Below are 18,280 nucleotides of genomic sequence, written 5' to 3' on the forward strand. Positions count from 1 at the left end.
GATGTGCTAATTTATTTTTGTCCCATTAGCTATGATTTCTTTGGATAAATCCCAATTCTTATTCGTAATCTGATTTTTAAAACATTCTGTTCTATAAATGGTTTTTTGCAATATTTTTTTGGAATGGTTGGCCAGCCAAAGATGTCTTGTATTGACATATTGAGTGATCCATTTTTTTTCATCGCCTCCGTTTACAGGTATTTTTTCAGCAAATCTTTCTCTTAAAAAAGAAGGGACACTTCCGGAATGTATAAAACTGTCATAGATTACCAACAGACTCAGAGCAGTGGTAAACCGATTGCTTTGAAAAAACTGGAAAGCCGGTTTGTAATACAAAATGTCAAAAAAATCATCCTGACAGGTTCTCATGATGATGTCTTCACGAGCAGATCTTCTGAGCAAATTTTTGAAAGCCGTACTATCTACCAGACTTTCTTGTCCTATTTTATTTACAAATACCTTCAGTTGTGTAGCAAAAATTCCATTTCTGGTAATGTACATTTGAACGAGAGCTTTTAGATTCCCTTGTTCGGTTGTCTGGCTTCTTCCGTAGGTAATTTGTCGGCTTCCGTTTTTACCATCGGCGTAGATTACCAAGGTATCATATTTTCCGTCTTTACTTCCTGTTTCAAAAACATTGATAACCTGTAATATTTTTGTTTTTTGTTGATTTGTTATCATGATAATTAGTTTTTTAGTTCCAATAACAATGTAAAAAATTGTTCATCAAAGGTGTTTGTACTAAGCCTATTCCCCAAGGTAAACTGGCTAATAAAACATCAACTCCCTTTTCCTCTACCCAAAGTTCCGAAGGATGAGTTTCTGAAAGTGATAATTTTCCCGCTCTTTGTAAAAAAGTTTCCCTGAGAGCTTCTACTGATGAATTTTTCATGACCGACCAATATTCTAAAACGACTAAGAGCAGATCATTACAGACTTCTTTTTCTTTTTTGCTTATTTTTTGCTTGGTATTGATCACACTTTCAATCGGAAAGCCGCACATCAATTTGTTTAAAATCAATTCATTTTCAAAAAATACTTCCTGACCTGTAACTAAATATTGAATCAACAATACAGCTTTGTGCTGACTTTCTTTATCAATCCAAACTTCATTATTACATAAATCTAGTTTTTGAAAAAGATTTAAAAGAAACGGGTGCAGAATAACAAGACCTGCATTATCAATGTAAAGTGATGAAATTTGCAATTCTGAAGTATTGGTTTCTAAATCATTGATATTTTTATCATTCACTTCATTAAAATTAACACTATTTTCCATTTCTCTTTCAGGGTTTTTTCCCTTTTTTATAGAAATTTTTTTATCCTCAACTTCATTAGTATTTTCTTGATTTAAAACATTTTTATCAGATTTAGAAAGCTTCCTTTTTTGATAATTTTCATTAAAATCATATCGTTGATTATCTCTACTTTGCAAATCTTTATTTTCAGGGAAAACATTCTGATTTTCTAACCAGTTTTTCAAATCTTCAATAGAATTAAATTTAATTTCAGAATTAAAAAAGACTTTTACCAATTGATAAATCGGTTGACTTGAGGTTGAATATTTTAAAATTTTAGAATATACTTTTTCTTTAAAAGAATCTTTACAATTAAAATAAAATCTGATTAACGCAGTTTTGTTTCCATCAAAAATAGTAATGATTCTTTCAATAAAAAGCTCTGAAACTTCTATTGTTTCAACAATTTCATTTATATTTTTCGAGTATGAATTTTCGGTAATGATTCCTGTTTTTAAATATTCAAAAAATAACTTTTCTGCAAATTTTGTTTGTGATTCAAATCCGAAATCCTCTAATTTTCCTTTGTTTTTATTTAATTCCAAAACTGGAAAATGATCTTTTAAATACTCTTCAATTTTGAGCAATGTCTGATTTACAAACTCTTTTTTCCAATCTTTTTGAGAAATTTCCGGTAACTCAATCGACAGATTTTCAATTTCCCATTCGTAATTTTCTATTGAATATTGGTCTAAAATGAGTTCTAATTTCGGGTAAAAATCTTTCTCCAGAATATCAGATAATGTATTTTGTATCTCTTTTCCCAAAATTTGAGAAGAGCAGTGGACATCGACAATATGTTTTTGGAGAAGATGCATATTTATCTTTTACCAAAATTAAATGATGGACAATGAAACTGAATTGAGGTGAAGACTTCATCTTCTGCTTGTATTCTATCTTGTGTCGTGTTTTCTTTTTTCAACATTATCCTCAACATATCCTCTCTAAACTGGAAGCTCATCATCCAAACTCTGTTTAGTTTCTTCCCAGAATCTGTTACAGCCACAACAAAGGACATTAATGCATCGTCATATTGTTGAAAAAAACTATTCAACGTTCCAGAAATTTTAGGATCTATTCTAAATATAAAGTTTGTTACGTTTGCTTCTCTTATAATCAATCTGAAAGTAAAATTTACAGAAGCCTTCTCAATGCCTCGAAATGAATACCATAAATTCCCCGTTCCTTTTTCAGATAAAAGAGCGCCTTCTTCCCAAAATTCAAATAGGGGTAACTGTACGTTTACATCTGTATTCTCTGTATAATTTAATAAATCAGTAAGTACATCACGCATTTCTGCTGCGGAATTGTTTCCTCCGTCACTAATTTCATTTATTTTTTTCTCTATTACATCTCTTGTTGCCATGATATTAAGGTTTTATAGGGTTATTATTTTGAGTATCAAAGTCATTTCCATCAAAATCAGGATTGTTAAAATCTCCGATTTTCACGATAATTTTCTGTGTATTTTGGCATATTCCACCCAATTGTTTAATATTTACAGTGAATGATTTCACTTTTTCGTTGAATGGAAAAGTGTGTCTGATTGATTTTTTATCAGTGATGATTTTTTCAGATTTATCTCCAAAATCAATTTCATATTCGCTTTTATCTTCCTGATCCGCATTGATGAATTCAAAAGCTGTTATATCTCTGGAATTTCTTACAGCGTTCCAATTAGCAATTTCTTTTGGTTCGGAAATCTCAATTTCTAAGCTGTTGCTAACTTCTCCTTCAAATTCATATTGTAAAGTATATTTTCCGGCTTTTTTAATGGAAGCATGATTAGGTTTTAAGAAATATTTATCACTTTTCTGAACGATTGCATCTTTTGCAGTTCCCGAAAAAGTTCCGCCGGATTTTCCTTTTATCACAACTTCATATTCTTTATCATCGGTATTGCAATATTGTAAAGTTTTCAGTGCAATAGACAAAGGTTCGGCTTTTTCTATTTTAATCTCAATAGTATTTCCTTCGCCACAACATAAATACGGAAGGAAAAAATCTGCAATCACCATTTGCTGATTAGGAATATCGGTCGCTGTACTCACCTGAAATTGCATAGCCTGAGAAAGATTTCCCAATAAATAAGATTTCATTTCTTTAGTGTATGTCGGAGACATATTAAAATCTGCCAGTTTCAGGATATTTGCTTTAATGTTTTCGGTTTCCTGTTTGCATTTATCAAGCTCTTCGATCGGCGGAGTGATAATTTGTGTTGTATAATCTTTAAAATTGATACTTGCTTCAATATCCTGTTTTACACTTGTCGGAACCTGAGTAAAATTATTCTGATAATTCGTGAGTAAAGTCAGGATCTGAGTGTAAGGTAAAAGCGGTTTTTACGGCTTTAAAAATCGCAGAATCTACATACACCAAAATAAAAGTTCCGCCTTTTGTAACGCCGGCTTTATGTTCAATTCCTGGATGTTTTTGGATAAAAGTCGAAAAGAAAATATCTTTATAAATCTTCTGCCAACGAATCTGCGTTTCCTCATAAATTACCGCAAACGGATCTTCCAAAAAGAGTTCATTAATATCATCAAATCTATCGATCAAATCTTCTGCAGTCGTTGATAACTGAGGTTTTGTGAACTGAATACACCATCTGTGAATCAGGAAAGTCTGGTTCAACTGTTTGAAAACCTGATTGAAACTAACGAAATTCGGAAGAAAATCTTTCAGATCATTTGGTAGTAAATTTTTGATCTGGCTTAAAATATTTTTTAAATTATCGACACTTTCCGCTCCCAATAAATTTTGCTGAACGATTGTCGCTTTATTGCTTGTAATCCAGTTTACTACAAATTCTGTAATGTTGTATAATCTTTTTCTTGCCAAATCATAATCCGTTTCCAGATCGTCCCATCTTCCCTGAAATTTTGAAATATCCAGAACTTTTCCGACAAAATCAGTCGCATTCAAAGCAGTAATTTTAAATGGAAGATTGTAGCTGTTTTTCATAATATTCAGCTCTTCAACCACGTCTGTGTATTTTTTTCCTAAATGACCTTCAATAGTAAAGAAATTGAACTTTTCAATATCATAAAGCAAAGGTTTTTTTACATAATCCAGATTGGTGTAACCTGCAACTTCAGAATGGTAAGAAAGGATTTCGTTATTTTTATTTTTTCCTGTTTTCTTAGGACTCCATTTTTTATTTAGTTCTAAAATATTGTCATAATAAAAAGGTATTGATTTTTTGGAAAGCGGAACATCTCCGTAAACAGAAGGCGTTACTTTGATGCCGTTATTCTGCACTTTCCAGAATTTAATCAAATGAACCAGTCTTTCAAACAACAGAGACAGTTCTTTTCTTTTCTGATTGTTTTTTAACGAACTATTTTGAGTGGAGAAAAACGGAGTTCTGTAATTAACATCATTATCATCCACTTTTCCTAAAACAACATGAAATGGAAACATCGTCTCATCCACACAGCATAAAGAAGGATTTCGTTCATTAAACTCTATAATTTCGTTGTAAGCGGAAGAAATATCCGACATCCAATCCCATAAATATTGTACATTAATACTGTTTTTATGAGCATTAATTACCGTTTCCAAAGCGGTTTTCGGATTATTCAACACATTAAAATCAACGGTATTGCTGATGATTGATTTGTAACTTTTGTACGCCAGACTTATTTTGTCTGAAACATTGCTGATGACAGAATCTGACAAATTCTTTTTAAACTCATTTAAAACATCCGAACCTGTTATCAATTGATTATGAGGAACATTATATCTCGGTAATGTAATTTTTTCAAAATTCACCACTTTCGGATATTCCGGGAACAGATAAGAATTTAGCTGATTAACCGAAATCAATAACGGTCTTATTTTAAACTCAATTCTTTTCCCTTTATCATCACAATTGGTTGTCACACAGTTTTTTTCATCAATCAACGAAGTTTCTAACAGCAGAATTACAATTTTATCCTTGAAAAAATTATTCGGGATCGCAATCCGGTCAACTTCTAGTGTATTGCTCGGTAAAAGCTCAATGGAATTTTTTAACGGCTCATATTTTTTGGAGTGAGGTAACGTAAGGTCAAGATATTCGCCATCGATAAATTTCGGAGCGAGAAAATCAGCAGACAATTCGATTGGATGATAATAACTGAACGTTTTTTCTTCCCAATTGATCTGATAACCCAATGAAGTAATGGCTGTACCGCAACTTATGGTAATCTGATTCGATTGCGGATGCGAAATTTCCAGACCACAGACAATACCAATGCCGATGCCTCCGACACGGGTAATCCGATCTTGCTCTTCAAGATAACTTATGGCACGGTTCAGGTGTTTCTGACTTAAAACCTGATCGGCTTCAAAAACAGGATATTTGGATGGATTTTGAGTTTTCATGGTTGTAAATTTTAAAGAGTTCCTAATGAGGTGTTACCTAGTACAATCGGATTGGTGGTTTCGCTAAGCTGACAATCGTATAAATTTCCTTCAGGATAAATAGTGTTGAGTTCTTTAAGCCTTTTTATCAGCTCTTTATGATACTGACTAAAAATTGTAAAATCTTTTTTAATTAAAGTTTTACTGCAATATTTAAGTCTGAAATATCTGTAGTTTTCCAGCCAGTTTTTATACGCTTTCTGGAAATTCAGCATGTCTTCATATCCTACCCAGCAAATTTTGAGTAAAACATGAGCAGGAGCTTCCTGACGGAAAATTTGCTCTGCATATCTTCTGAAATTAATATTTTTAAATCTTGATAAATATCCAGGTAACACTATGGTTGCCTTAAAAGAATAAGGATCATTATTTGCTTCGTCTTTGCAATCATCTTTTAAACAAACCGTCAACAAATCTTCTTCATCATTATTAAAAGGAGGAAAAGGTCTGATTAAAATATGTTCTAAACAGTAGAAGTTTTCATAAGTTTCGTTAAGCAATTGAATCAGTTGATACAAAAATTCTGAGGCATCTTCATAGCTTAAAAAAGTTTTGTCGATAGTAGCAATTTTCTTTGGTTTTAAGCCTATATAAATGAAAAATCGCTTTTCTATTTTCGACTCTTTTTCATTTTCTTTATCTTTAATAACATAATCTCGATCATCTATAAAATAAGCGCCTGTATTGAGTAAATTTTGCTGTGTCCATTTCCATTTTTCGTCTAAATCTGTTGCAGGCTGTACAATTTTGCAGATCACAGATTGATTATTAATCTTTACAGGCAATGTCCATTGCGCCTGAACCTCATCTTCTGTTACGATGTCTCTCAAACCAATGTTATTGATTCCTAATAATTTTGCGGTTCTTTTTTCATAGCCTCCTCTGTGATCTGTTTCCCAGAAATCCTGAAAATCAAACTTATTATTGTTGATTTTTGTGTTGAGATAATCTATTCCCAAACCTCTCTCAGAACTGATTTCTACATAATTTTTTAAAAATGCTTCTTTATCGTGAATCAGATCGTGAGCTTGAAAAGTCATTTCTCCCAAACCTCCGGAATCCTGACTTACTTTGTACATCATAAAGACATAATCGTTAAAACTTTCGCTAAAACGAGCCATCAAATGATCTAAAGAACGGTTTCGTCTGTCATTGAAAACCGATTGCGATTCTTCCAAGGAAACATCAAATTCAGATTCGCCGTTTAATAGTGCATTTTTAAAATCATCTCTGTAAATTTCTTTTGAGTAAAAATCTTTTCCTGTTTTCGGGTTTTTATCCAGATAATTAGGGAAATAAGTATATTGTACAGGTTCAATATCCAGAATATTTTTAGCGTGATACAACTGACTGAAAAAATCTGCCAGTAACTGATCGTAAAAATGCAGATACGCTTTCAGTTGTTTCACCTGGGCTTTTCTTTTTTCGGGAGCTTTATCAGAAATTTCGTTGGCGCCTAAACCGTAATTCACCGGAAATTCTTCCTGAATGCTGTAATATTCATCCAATTGATAAAATTGTCCTTTCGGAACAGGTAAATCGCTTTGAACTGAATATAATTTGTAATTTTTGATCTGAGCTTTAAGCTGTTGAACTTTCTGATCAACCAACATCCTGCTGTTTTCAGACAAAAGGAAAGGAATGTTTTTCTGAAACAGCAATATTTTTGACTTTTCAGCAGAAAACAAAGGTTTTTCTTGTCCTGATAAATGCAGACACCATTTTTGATTCATACTTCCCGTAATCGGTTGTCCCAAAGAATTATAAGCCGTCATCAAAAGATTTTCGACAGAAACCACTCCTTTGATTTCCATAATCGCAGCAATTATATCTGAAGCGTGGATGCTGCTCGGAAGTTGGGCTTTTTCAAGTTCTTCGTCATTCAGAAAACCGTGTTTTAGTTTTGGTCCTAAAAATATTTCGGTAGAATTTAAACCCTGCTCCACTAATTGTGAAAGAGTATAAAAACGAACGGGCGGATTCAGGATTTTTTCAATCGCCATCTGAATCTGAGCCATTGTTTCTACGGAATCGGTTTCAGGAGCTAATTCTACATCAACGCAGAAGCTTATTTCGACACTTTGGATGGTTTCCACACAAAGAAAATCTTCGGTAAGATTTCTGTTTTGATGTAGTTTTTGCTGAACGGTTCTGAAAATTCCGTCCACTTTTTCTTTTTTCTCTTTTAATAAAGTAATGATTTCACAGATTGGTTTTTCTGTGCTGAAATGATCTTTCACGAGTTGAAGCTCATTTTTATCAACAGGTTCTATGATAAATTTTAAAGTATCATTGATTTGAATAGTTCTTTCAACAACAATGACCACTTTATTATCTTTTATCTCTACTTTTTTATTTTTTATTTTGGAAGGTTTATCCATTTTGCTCAAAAGGAGAGCTTTAGGATCATTCCACAAAGAAAATTCGGGAGTTATATTCACCTGTACCCAACGTGAAGAATTTAAAAATGCAAATTCAAGTCCGGTTGTATTGAGATCTCCGAGAGCTACATCTTCATCCAGTTCGATGATAATTTTATTTAAACCTCTTACAGAAAGCTGTTCTAATGATTTATTGTTTTTATCTTTTGAAGCAAAGCTTAATTTATCTTCTAAAATATTGATGTATAATTTTTGTTCTGCAGGATGGGGTGAATGATAATCATATTGATCGGTTTCCTTTCTTGTTCCTAAATACCAGGCGTTTGTAATTCCCTCAATATCAATCAAAAGTTTTCTGTAATCAAGTTCTGTCAAAGCAGCATTGGTCATTATGTCTCTTGCGGTGAAAAATGACCCGTTCAGGATTTGTCCGTTTGCGTTGGTCAAAAGATCTTTAGTCTCAAAATCTGTTCTGTATCCCAGTTCTGTTATCACATAAGAAAGTGCTTCCAAAATAGTAATTCCCGGATCGTGTGCATTGTAATCTGTCCAGAAAGTGTTTCCCAGTTTTTCGATATATTTTAAGCCTTCTTTTCGCAAAAAATCATAATCCTGCGAAGGCTTTAATATTCTTTCTGACGGTATGTAATATTCGGGATTCATGGTTAACAGTTGTTTTTGAGTTCTTCAATTTCATGGGTATCATTCGGAATAAATAAAGTGTAATCTGTCTGCGGAACAATTTCCTTTACATCTGCCATTTCTTTGATGACCGTATTTTCTTCATCATCCAAAATGAGCTGATTGACTTTAAAATCAATAATATAATCTACAAAAGGCTGATTGTCGATCAACTGAATCAATGAGGACAATTCTATTTTCTTGGCAAAATCAATTTCGAGATCGTTAAAAGCCCATGGACTGATGTAACAATTAATTGCTTCTTTCAAAAGACCTGCATACAAACGTGTATCTGCTCCGGGAATTTCTTTGTATTTTACTTTACAGGTAATCTGTATTTTCTCCAAAACAGGTGGTTTTATACATAACCGAACATGCGGAGAACACAATCCCATGATTCTGTTTTTGATGCGCTGTAAAGTACTTAAACTTAATAGCGGTTTCCATTCCCAAACGGTGGATGAACTAAGTGATTTCGCAACAGGAATCAGCGTTACATAACCCGCGGAAACATTGGAAACACTTCCTGAATCGTATCGGTAATGGTTTAAGCATTTTACTCTGTATACTTCGGGAAATTCCTGTAAAATGAGTCTTTCATAATCCCATGAAGTGATTGCTCTTTGCTTATGTCTCAGTCTTTCGCTGCTGCGTTGGTACAACTGCGTATGTTCTTCCTGTTTTTTTCCTCCGAAAGAAGGATATGGCTGTTTTACTTTTTTAACAAAAGAATTAGGTTGGTAAAGTTTTGAAACTGTTTCTTTTGGAGTAACTTCCAGAAAACCGCTTCCGTTATTTTCAAAATCACATAAAACGGCTTTCAGAGCTTGTTCGTGAATGCCTACAAAATGACAGATTCTGTCTAATTCATCCACTGAAATTCTTAACCAGAAAATATTTTTAGGTAAGACAACAGTTTGCGTATTATCAAATTCGGGAACGGTTACATTGATGATTCCGGATTGCAATAAACCGAGCGTTTCGTCTCCTATATCGTGTGAATCTATTGATTTCCATTGATTTCCGGATAAATATTCCCAGGATATTTTTGCGGGTTCTTTTCTCGGATTCGCTGTTCCTTCTGCCATTTGAAAAAGGATACTTAATCCGTTTCCGGGTTCTGCATTTTCAAATCCGATATAAATTTCTCCTTTTTGTGGTAAATCCGGAATTAATGATAAAGAAGATTTCGGGTTTAATTTTTCATATCCGAAAGGTAAAAGATGATAATATTCCAGCACATTAAGAGTATCATCTGAAGCATTGAAATTATATTTTTGAGTGAGAGAATAATCCATCACCAAAGACTGAATAACAGGAACTTTCGGCAAAACCGGAGACTCTAATTTCGCTGCTTTTATATAATCCTGCAAAAATTTTTCACCTTCATATTTAGGATCTTCCAACTGAATTCTGATATATCCGGAAACAGTTTCCTTGTTAGGAATTTCATCTTCCAAATATTCTTTTACAGGATTATTGTTTGTGTAAACAGAATCAAAAGTTTTATTTCCTTCATTACTAAATTTTCCATTCTTCATTTCAAATAACAAAGAATTGTCTACAAGATCACGATGGGAATAGGCCGAAACATTGATTCCCTGAATATTCAGATTTTGAAATAACGAAGCTGTATTTGTTTCTGTAAATGATTGAATTGCCGAAACTTTATTAGAAATCTGAGCGCTGTTTGATGTTATATTTGAATTTATTAAGCTCGAATTTACCGTACCTGTAAACAAAGAAGACGACAAAGCATCCGATTCAATTGAAAATTGTGCAGTCGCTCCTTTTTTCAGGAAAAACTCGTTACATCCGATGATAAATCCATTTCCATTTTTAGGAAAATCTCCGAAAGGTTTAAAGGGTTTGTTGATATCTACAATTCCTGTGTCTGTTGCGACAATTAAGTTTTTTAGTCCAATTACCGTGATTCCGATTTCGAGAGTTTTACAGTCAATTTTTTCTGTATTGCTTTTAGGAATTATTTTAAGTACAGGATGTAACGTTGCAATAATTTCTCCCGTATGAATTTCTTTATTAAACGGAACAATCGCTTTTTCAGCAGCTGGAATGGTAAGTTTAATATATTTATCCTGAGTTAATTCTTTATTTTCCTCAGTAATTTCTACCCATTTTTTTTCTCCTGTAATCCAAAAATCAAATGCATTCGGATCTAAAATCTGAGGATTAAATTTTAATGTAATGGTTCTAATTCCGCCTTTCATATAAAATAACGGACTTGCCAGAAGCAAACCTGTTTCCGTATTTTCTGAGGAAGAAGGAAAAGCAGAAAAAGGGGTATTTGTTGCATTTAAAGGAAACAAGTCTGTTTTTTTCCAACTATTCTGATCAATATGATGACTTAGAAAAGATTTAATTTTCACAGAATTAATCGCCTGATCTGAAGTGGAAGCGTAAAATTTATTTTTTCCTGCCGTATTTTTTCCTGCCGAAAAAATGGTGTTTTTCGGTAGCAGAAAAGCATTTTTATTTGGAGTCGGCTCGATCAATAAATGAACAAAATCCGGTTGTGCTTTCTGTGGAAGCAACTGTAAAACATCTTTGTAATAAAAATCAAGATGTCTTTTGGTGAAGTCATTCAGATGATTTTTTGCGATGCCTAAAAGCTTTAAAAAAGCCAGAAACAAAGCATAATGCGGAGTGTGGGAAGGATAGCTTTCTAACTGTTGCGTGAATGCTTTTTCGGTGCTGTTTTTCCAATATAAAAGCAATCCGAAAAGATTCTGAATATTTTTGTTGAATTGATAGCTTTGTAATAAAGTCGAAATTGAATTTTCGGTGGTAATCTTTGAAAGAATACCATTCAATTGAGCTTCAATTGCTGTTTTAGAACTTACTAAAAATTCTTTTATTGAAATAGTATTATCTAAAGTTTCTACTTTGTCTGTAAGTTTGATAAAATCATATTGAATTTTTTCAAAAACTTCTTTTATGATTTTTTTCTGCTCTCCGTTATCATTGATTAATGCAATAGATTTTCTATCATTTTCATATTTTTTCTCATAATCTTCTATATTCCATTTGAAAATCTGGGCTAAAATTGCTGTAGATTCCCAAGCAAAAAATGGTGACCAGTCGCTTTGTGCGTTATGAGAATCAGATTCGTTAAAATATTTTAGATATTTGGATATTTTCTGAGCCAATACAACATAATCGATTTCTTCTCTTTCGTCAAGAAGAAAATAATCAGGTTGTAAGGCAGATAAAAACCTTGCATTTTGGGTTGTTCCCATTCCCTGATGGATTGATATTTTTGAAGAACAATTTTCCATGATGTCAGATTTTAATAAAAGTTCCTTCTTCTAGATAATACGGAAATACATAATTAAGCCTAGAGTTGGTGGCACGAATCGTGTATTCAATCTCAATTCTAATAATTCCTTGTGTATCATTGGTTTCTGAGCCAAAATATATATCATTTACATCTATTCTCGGTTCATACGTTAAAATAGCATGTTCAATGATGCCTTTAATTTTTGTGAGGAGCGTTACTGTTATGTTTTCAAACAGAAGTGGTGTGAGATCACAGCCGAAGTCTGATCGCATGATCCTCTCCGTAAGCTGTGTACTCAATAAAATCTGAAGACTTTCCTGAATATCTTTCTCACCGGAAACTGTTTCAACCGTTCTTGTGATCGCATTGAAAGTCGGAGGAAATCCCCATCCTTTTCCTAAGAAGTCATCTGTTTTCATAGTTTTTAGTTTTTTAACCTCCTATTATCACTGTCGGACAACCTAAAACGATTGTTCCTCCATGTGCTGTAGAATCTCCCATTCTTGCGGCAGGACCTCCGCCGATCAGTACTGTTGACGATCCTTTTACAATGGTATCGGGCGGTCCTGTGCAAACGCAACTGTCTCCTACTACCGAAGCCGGCATTCCGCCAATTAATACTGTCGAATTTCCTCCCGGTAAAATAGGACCTCCTACATGGGGTACTGTTCCTGTAACCATCGGACAAACGTGAATGTCACTGGTTCTTGCTGCTGCGGGCATATTAATTGAGTTTTATGATTGATCCTTTTACATCCATTGTTGCAGACGCCGAAAGCGCCGCTTTTGCCGAATCCATTTTGAAATCCATCCTAGCTTTAAGAATAAGATCTTTACTGCTGTCTAATGTGATTCCGTCTGCATTCATCAATATTTTATTTCCATTTTCGTCTTCGAGTATAAAGCCTTTTTCATCATCACTGATCAAAAGTTTATTTCCTTTTTTTGTACTCAGCTCAATAGATTTTTTCTCGTCGTCTAGCTGTATTTTTGTCCCTTCTTTGGTTACAAAAGCTTTCGTATAATTTTCTTTTTCAATAGGAAACGGCATTGCGTTTTGTGCACTGTAAAGGCTTCCTAAAATAATCGGCGTATCGGGATTATTTCCCAGACAACCTACAATCACCTCATCATCAACATTAGGAATAAAAAAACTTCCCATTTCGTTTCCTGAAAATACATTGGATAATCTTGCCCAAACTCCTTCCCCGTTTTCTGAAAGTGCTGGAATTCTTACTTTTATTCTGAACTGATTATCAGGGTCTTCTTCTATCTGAGTCACAACACCGATCTGTAATCCGCTCACCGAATTGGTTTGTCCGGTTTGCGCCTGCTGAGCAGGAATTGATAGCGAATTTGTTTCTGTAAAAGACTGTACGGATTCTAAACCCAAAGTATATTCTGTTTTCCAGCTTGCATTTTCAAAAGTGTGAAATTCTTTACTGATTAGTAATTTCTTTTGATCAATCTCTTTGCTTATTTTATTACAAATCAAAAAATCTCCTGCTTTGGCTTCCAGATTACCGTACGTTGTGATATTTCCCTGAATTACAGCGTGAGCACTCTTTTTAAGAAATGTATTTGCCATCCTTGTCATTGTAGAAGTCAGAAAACGGCTTTCATTAAGCGTCAATGTTTTTATATTTTTTTCAGCGTCTTGTTCAGCTTCAATTTTTTCCATCGATTGAGAAGATGGATCCCAATATTCGATTGAAGCTTTGCTTAATTTTTTTGATTCGTCTTCTCTTCCTGAAAATGCGAATACATTGATACCGTTTTCTGCTGCATATTTTTCTTCCGGAACGGCTTCTAAAATATCTAAAGCATTAAATTCTCCATTTCTTACATTGACCATCATCCCGATTGAATCTAAAAATCCGACCAGATAATCCCATGGAATTGTATGAACGTTGTGAGAAATATTTTCCTGTCCCCACTCTTTCCCCAAAAGTGTGTCGCTCAGCGTAAGACCTTTTGTAAAAAGTTTTAATTTATCTTCGAAAGTCTGACTGTTATTTTCTCGTTCTTCGGAAATTGTTGTCAATTGATAAGCATCGTCTTTACATTCTATTCTAAGCGTAACAGAACTCTCACTGATGCTTTTTTCAATTGATTTAATAAATCCTTTGAATAGAGTTTGAGGCCTGTTATCAACTTTTACTTTCACTTCGATTTGCTGACCTTTTTTAAGATCGTCCGTTGGCTGCACCGTTTCTTGATCCACATCAGCGTTTGATCCTATAAAAGTAAATTTAGCAGAAGGTATTTTATTAAGCTCAAAAGAAACCTGTCCTTCCATCAGCAAGGTATCAAGACCATTATTTGTTCCATCTGTAAGAAATTCCAGATTGAGAAGATCATCGGCTGGTATGTATGGTTGAGCAGGCATAATATTTTATTTAATAGGCGGAAACGTAATGTTTTGCCCGGTTTCTATTTTTCTAAAGCTTAATAATTTATTGGTTTGAGCAACATCAATATAATAGGAAGGATTTTTATAAATATCTTCTGCCATAAGCGTCAGATGATAATTCATATTAACTGTTCTGAGATGCGTAAGATCAGGTGATGTTTTATTTTGCCGTGCCACCATGATCTGATGAGTTGCAGTAGCTTTAAAAACACATTTTACTTTTGCTCTTATTGGTTTTCCGCTTTTTGTGAAAAGGGTATAATCAATATCCATACTCTTCAGCCGGCACTGTAAATTGAATCCTCCCCAAAGTAGCTGCAGATAAGCCGTTTGATGGGTGTCTCCGTTGTAGCCGATGGTAAGATTTTTAAATGCTTCCACATCTTCTTCTACAGATTTTACTTCTGCAAAAGGATTGACGATTGCCGGCGCAAGTGCACCCAGAACATCTCCTGTTTTATCCAACAAAGACAATTCACCTTTTCCGTCTTTTATTTTTCCTGGTGGTACTACACCTGAACTGTCAAAAACAAAATCAAAAGTTACTTCTTCACTCGGAGTCCTGTTGAATTTGAGATTATTTGCCGAAGCTCCCAATGGCTGGTCTTCAGAAAATACGACACTGTTTCTGCGTGAATATTTTTCCGGATTTAGCTGTACGAAAATTGTTTTCTTGGGAGTAGAATATGTACTGTCATCGTAAACCTCTATTCGCATTTTTTCTATAATCCCTAATGCGGCCTGTATCATCTTTCTTGTTTTTCTTTCAATTTTTCTAATACTTCACGGGTACACTCTTTTACGAGTTGCGATTTTATTTCCTGTATTTTTACAGAATCTATCGGTTGGTGAGAAAGTGTAGAATTTACAGACTCTTCCTCAATCTTTACCTTGATATGTAATTCTTTGATCTGAATGGCCATCTTTTCAATTATTAAAAATTAGGAACCGGAAGCTCTTTAAAAAAATTATATTTCAACGTAATGGTTTCGATCACAATTTTATTTTGTTCTGCATCGAAATCACTCAATTCATAGCTCAACGGAATAGCATGTGATACATACCAAACCTTCAAAGGATTTCCTTTTTCATTCAGTAAAGAAATGACCAGATTCGCCGGGTAGAAAACAAAATCTTCCAATGCTTGATTGCACCACATTGATAAACCAGACATATCTGAAGTTAATCCTCTTTTCAGAACCAAATCCTGATATCCGGAACGTAGCGGCAAATTATGTTTGAATTTATTTTGTCCGCCTTCGGTGTAAGATTCGGTTTCCATCGTAACTTTCAGTCCGTTAACGCTTTGAAACTTTGTATCTACACTAAATTGTGGTAATAATTCAAAGATTACAGAAAAGTAAAAACCGGGGATGGGATTGCTGTCAGGCATGATGTTGAGATTTATACGTGTTCCATTGTAAATCCGTGATTGGCTATTTCTACAGTATCTATGGCTGCCTCATTCGCATCAGATTTCATGTCTGTACATTTTAAAGAAACTATAAAACAGTCTTTTACTTTCCAGACCACTTTTGGCTCGTGATTTTCATCTAATAAAGAAATGGTGATATTTCGGCGTTCTACTGTGTTTAGTGCAACAGTATTGTACCAATCATAGAACTCATTATCTCCTGCAAACAGTCCTCTTTTGAGAGTAATATTACTGAGTTTCAGCATTCCGGGCATTTTCTTTTTGAAAAATTCTGGGCTTGATCCCACGCGATGTTCAATGACATCCATTTCTTTGTTTAATCCGGACACTTCTGTAAAAGCTATTTTGCTACCGCCCCATTCTACACTGAAGTGAAATTTGGGTAGCGGAAAATCTGTATTTGGCATGATGTATAGTTTTAGAATTAATAATTAAGATTTTTGCTGCATTTGTTTGAATTCCAAAATGATAAATTCTGCAGGTCTTGAAGGAGCATATCCTATTTTTACAATCATTCTGCCTTCAAGAATATCCTGTGCAGACATGGTTTGGTTAAGTCCGACTGCTACAAAAAATGCGTGTTCGGGTTTCGCTCCTGCCAAAGCACCGTCGTTCCAAAGGGTCGTTAAATAATTTTCGATCATCCCTTTTACATTGACCCATGTTTGTGCAACATTCGGCTCAAACACAAACTGCATACAGGCTTTTTTCACAGATTCTTCGATCATATTTGCTAATCTTCTTACGTTGACATATCGCCAGTCGTTGCTGTTTCCTGCCAACGTTCTCGCACCCCAGACAAGATTTCCTCTTCCTGTAAATTTTCGGATTGCGTTGATTGATTTTCCGGTTTCGTGGATGTTCATATTTTCCTGATCTTTATCGTTGATGTCATCCGTTAAACCTATTATTGAGTTTACACTTACATTCGCCGGGGCTTTCCAAACACCTTTTGTTGCATCAGTTTGAGCATAAATTCCCGCAATAGCTCCAGAAGGCGGAACCGTGTTCATCGATTGGGAAAGTTTTGAAACAATGATCGAGAAAAGCGGAATGTTTGAAATCAGATTATTTTCTTCTTCCATAACATAATTTTCCAATGCGCTCATTGCTGAATTCATTGCAGCAATAATTTGAGAATTCAATTTATCTAATGCTGCCTGGATTTTTCCTTGATCCGCAAAACCCGAAGTACTTAATGCTGTTCCTGAATATGGATTTGTTCCCGAAGCTGTAAACGAGACACTTTTCCAGATTACATCATCAAAATCAGCTTCCGGATTTAGATCTAAGTTATCTAAATCAACAGGAGGATCTACTTCAGGATCTGCTCCCGGAGTTTGCAACTCACCGTAAGCAGCTGAAAAATCAACTATTTTCTGTGCATATTGTTTAAGTGAAATTGAAATAAGTGTCTCAACATAACCCTTAAACGGACTGGCTAAACTGCTGGTCTGACCAAGAATTTTCAGATAACTCCACAACTGATCTACATAATCTTGAGTATCATCAAGAATATTGATCGAATAATTGCTTTTATCAAGATTATCCCATTGAGTGTCAAATCCTTCCGGAGCTGTACTTTGATACACTTTTTTATAAGTGACATCAAAATTATTTAATAATGGACTTATCAGTAAATCAGTTGCGTAAATAGAAGCAAAATTTACTTTTCCCGAACCGATTCCGTTAATATCATTAAATCTGAACTGATATGGGAAATTAGCCTGTAAATAAGGATAATAAGCTGCTCCGTATTTCAGGTTCTGGTTTCCTATTTCATCTCTGAAATCTTCACTGTCATCAATTAAGTTTGCAGTTTGTTTGACATCCATGATCGTAAATCGATCCATCAGTTTCTGGCACTGCATTAATGAATGTACCTGTACTGCTCCTAAATTAGCTGCTGATAAATTAACAGCATCAGGAAATAATATTAATGTTGGTTCATCATATTTTTCCAGCTTGTCAATTCCGTCAGTAAATTTACCTTTTGTGGTAGCATCAAAAGAGGGATTATCAGTATAAATTCCGATTGAAACGATATAGCATTCTCCTCCTCCATTGGCATAAAACAAACGCATGCTGTTGTAAAGCTTAAAGTTGCTCTCTGTAACAGAAGATGTATCTAATGGAATGAGATTACTATCAAGATCTACGGTAATATTCGCAGCAACCGGAGCTCCGCCAAAAATCTGCTCGTATTCCATTAAAGAAGAAATCCGAGTAGGAACATTCAGAGAAGTGGCTTTTTCTGTATATCCTACAAATGCAGGAATGGCAGTTGCTACTTGAGCGATAGAAGGTGGAAATGCATCAATCTCGTTGACGTATACTCCGGGAGTTTTAATGGCACTAATATTCATG

15 protein-coding genes are annotated in these 18,280 nt (G+C 34.3%); all 15 read right to left on the minus strand.

What is annotated here, in order from left to right; translation table 11 throughout:
- Positions 1 to 6 precede the first annotated feature (6 nt).
- Positions 7 to 681, minus strand: coding sequence for a chitosanase (locus LNP04_RS05390; protein ID WP_229985536.1), 675 nt, complete (start codon positions 679 to 681; stop codon positions 7 to 9).
- Positions 682 to 694: 13 nt separating this feature from the next.
- Complete coding sequence (locus LNP04_RS05395) at positions 695 to 2,116, minus strand: contractile injection system tape measure protein (protein WP_229985537.1); 1,422 nt, start codon at positions 2,114 to 2,116, stop codon at positions 695 to 697.
- A gap of 2 nt (positions 2,117 to 2,118) precedes the next feature.
- Positions 2,119 to 2,664, minus strand: a complete 546-nt coding sequence (locus LNP04_RS05400; RefSeq protein ID WP_229985538.1) for a hypothetical protein — start codon at positions 2,662 to 2,664, stop codon at positions 2,119 to 2,121.
- Between the two features lie 4 nt (positions 2,665 to 2,668).
- The gene (locus tag LNP04_RS05405) at positions 2,669 to 3,421 is read right to left on the minus strand and encodes a hypothetical protein (RefSeq protein ID WP_229985539.1); all 753 of its coding nucleotides are present in this window, start codon (positions 3,419 to 3,421) and stop codon (positions 2,669 to 2,671) included.
- A gap of 163 nt (positions 3,422 to 3,584) precedes the next feature.
- The gene (locus tag LNP04_RS05410; protein WP_229985540.1) at positions 3,585 to 5,666 is read right to left on the minus strand and encodes a hypothetical protein; all 2,082 of its coding nucleotides are present in this window, start codon (positions 5,664 to 5,666) and stop codon (positions 3,585 to 3,587) included.
- Positions 5,667 to 5,677: 11 nt separating this feature from the next.
- Positions 5,678 to 8,749: a hypothetical protein gene (locus LNP04_RS05415; RefSeq protein ID WP_229985541.1), complete on the minus strand. Its 3,072-nt coding sequence runs from the start codon at positions 8,747 to 8,749 to the stop codon at positions 5,678 to 5,680.
- 2 nt (positions 8,750 to 8,751) lie between these two features.
- Positions 8,752 to 12,063 (minus strand): hypothetical protein, encoded by a 3,312-nt coding sequence (locus LNP04_RS05420; protein ID WP_229985542.1) that lies wholly within the window; start codon positions 12,061 to 12,063, stop codon positions 8,752 to 8,754.
- A gap of 4 nt (positions 12,064 to 12,067) precedes the next feature.
- Positions 12,068 to 12,484 (minus strand): GPW/gp25 family protein, encoded by a 417-nt coding sequence (locus LNP04_RS05425; protein ID WP_229985543.1) that lies wholly within the window; start codon positions 12,482 to 12,484, stop codon positions 12,068 to 12,070.
- A gap of 13 nt (positions 12,485 to 12,497) precedes the next feature.
- Positions 12,498 to 12,788, minus strand: a complete 291-nt coding sequence (locus tag LNP04_RS05430) for a PAAR domain-containing protein (RefSeq protein ID WP_229985544.1) — start codon at positions 12,786 to 12,788, stop codon at positions 12,498 to 12,500.
- A gap of 1 nt (position 12,789) precedes the next feature.
- Positions 12,790 to 14,454, minus strand: coding sequence for a phage baseplate assembly protein V (locus LNP04_RS05435; RefSeq protein WP_229985545.1), 1,665 nt, complete (start codon positions 14,452 to 14,454; stop codon positions 12,790 to 12,792).
- A 6-nt stretch (positions 14,455 to 14,460) separates the two neighbouring features.
- Complete coding sequence (locus LNP04_RS05440) at positions 14,461 to 15,228, minus strand: hypothetical protein (protein WP_229985546.1); 768 nt, start codon at positions 15,226 to 15,228, stop codon at positions 14,461 to 14,463.
- On the minus strand, positions 15,225 to 15,401 hold the full coding sequence (locus tag LNP04_RS05445; protein ID WP_229985547.1) for a DUF5908 family protein: 177 nt from the start codon (positions 15,399 to 15,401) through the stop codon (positions 15,225 to 15,227). The genes LNP04_RS05440 and LNP04_RS05445 overlap by 4 nt, the downstream gene beginning before the upstream one ends.
- 11 nt (positions 15,402 to 15,412) lie before the next feature.
- Positions 15,413 to 15,871, minus strand: a complete 459-nt coding sequence (locus LNP04_RS05450; RefSeq protein ID WP_229985548.1) for a phage tail protein — start codon at positions 15,869 to 15,871, stop codon at positions 15,413 to 15,415.
- An 11-nt stretch (positions 15,872 to 15,882) separates the two neighbouring features.
- Positions 15,883 to 16,320 carry a phage tail protein gene (locus LNP04_RS05455; protein WP_229985549.1) on the minus strand — a complete coding sequence of 146 codons (438 nt, stop codon included), beginning with the start codon at positions 16,318 to 16,320 and terminating at the stop codon, positions 15,883 to 15,885.
- A gap of 24 nt (positions 16,321 to 16,344) precedes the next feature.
- A complete protein-coding gene (locus LNP04_RS05460; RefSeq protein WP_229985550.1) occupies positions 16,345 to 18,279 on the minus strand; it encodes a phage tail sheath C-terminal domain-containing protein in 1,935 nt (644 codons plus the stop codon).
- Position 18,280: the final 1 nt, after the last annotated feature.

The sequence above is a fragment of the Chryseobacterium sp. C-71 genome (genome assembly GCF_020911865.1).
GTDB lineage: Bacteria > Bacteroidota > Bacteroidia > Flavobacteriales > Weeksellaceae > Chryseobacterium.

What these genes read in the sequence shown, in the direction of transcription:
- LNP04_RS05415 (WP_229985541.1), bottom strand. Translation starts at nt 8,749, where the DNA reads ATGAATCCCGAATATTACATACCGTCAGAAAGAATATTAAAGCCTTCG.
- LNP04_RS05405 (WP_229985539.1), bottom strand. Translation starts at nt 3,421, where the DNA reads ATGTCTCCGACATACACTAAAGAAATGAAATCTTATTTATTGGGAAAT.
- LNP04_RS05400 (WP_229985538.1), bottom strand. Translation starts at nt 2,664, where the DNA reads ATGGCAACAAGAGATGTAATAGAGAAAAAAATAAATGAAATTAGTGAC.
- LNP04_RS05455 (WP_229985549.1), bottom strand. Translation starts at nt 16,320, where the DNA reads ATGCCAAATACAGATTTTCCGCTACCCAAATTTCACTTCAGTGTAGAA.
- LNP04_RS05435 (WP_229985545.1), bottom strand. Translation starts at nt 14,454, where the DNA reads ATGCCTGCTCAACCATACATACCAGCCGATGATCTTCTCAATCTGGAA.
- LNP04_RS05420 (WP_229985542.1), bottom strand. Translation starts at nt 12,063, where the DNA reads ATGGAAAATTGTTCTTCAAAAATATCAATCCATCAGGGAATGGGAACA.
- LNP04_RS05445 (WP_229985547.1), bottom strand. Translation starts at nt 15,401, where the DNA reads ATGGCCATTCAGATCAAAGAATTACATATCAAGGTAAAGATTGAGGAA.
- LNP04_RS05450 (WP_229985548.1), bottom strand. Translation starts at nt 15,871, where the DNA reads ATGCCTGACAGCAATCCCATCCCCGGTTTTTACTTTTCTGTAATCTTT.
- LNP04_RS05460 (WP_229985550.1), bottom strand. Translation starts at nt 18,279, where the DNA reads ATGAATATTAGTGCCATTAAAACTCCCGGAGTATACGTCAACGAGATT.
- LNP04_RS05410 (WP_229985540.1), bottom strand. Translation starts at nt 5,666, where the DNA reads ATGAAAACTCAAAATCCATCCAAATATCCTGTTTTTGAAGCCGATCAG.
- LNP04_RS05425 (WP_229985543.1), bottom strand. Translation starts at nt 12,484, where the DNA reads ATGAAAACAGATGACTTCTTAGGAAAAGGATGGGGATTTCCTCCGACT.
- LNP04_RS05440 (WP_229985546.1), bottom strand. Translation starts at nt 15,228, where the DNA reads ATGATACAGGCCGCATTAGGGATTATAGAAAAAATGCGAATAGAGGTT.
- LNP04_RS05390 (WP_229985536.1), bottom strand. Translation starts at nt 681, where the DNA reads ATGATAACAAATCAACAAAAAACAAAAATATTACAGGTTATCAATGTT.
- LNP04_RS05395 (WP_229985537.1), bottom strand. Translation starts at nt 2,116, where the DNA reads ATGCATCTTCTCCAAAAACATATTGTCGATGTCCACTGCTCTTCTCAA.
- LNP04_RS05430 (WP_229985544.1), bottom strand. Translation starts at nt 12,788, where the DNA reads ATGCCCGCAGCAGCAAGAACCAGTGACATTCACGTTTGTCCGATGGTT.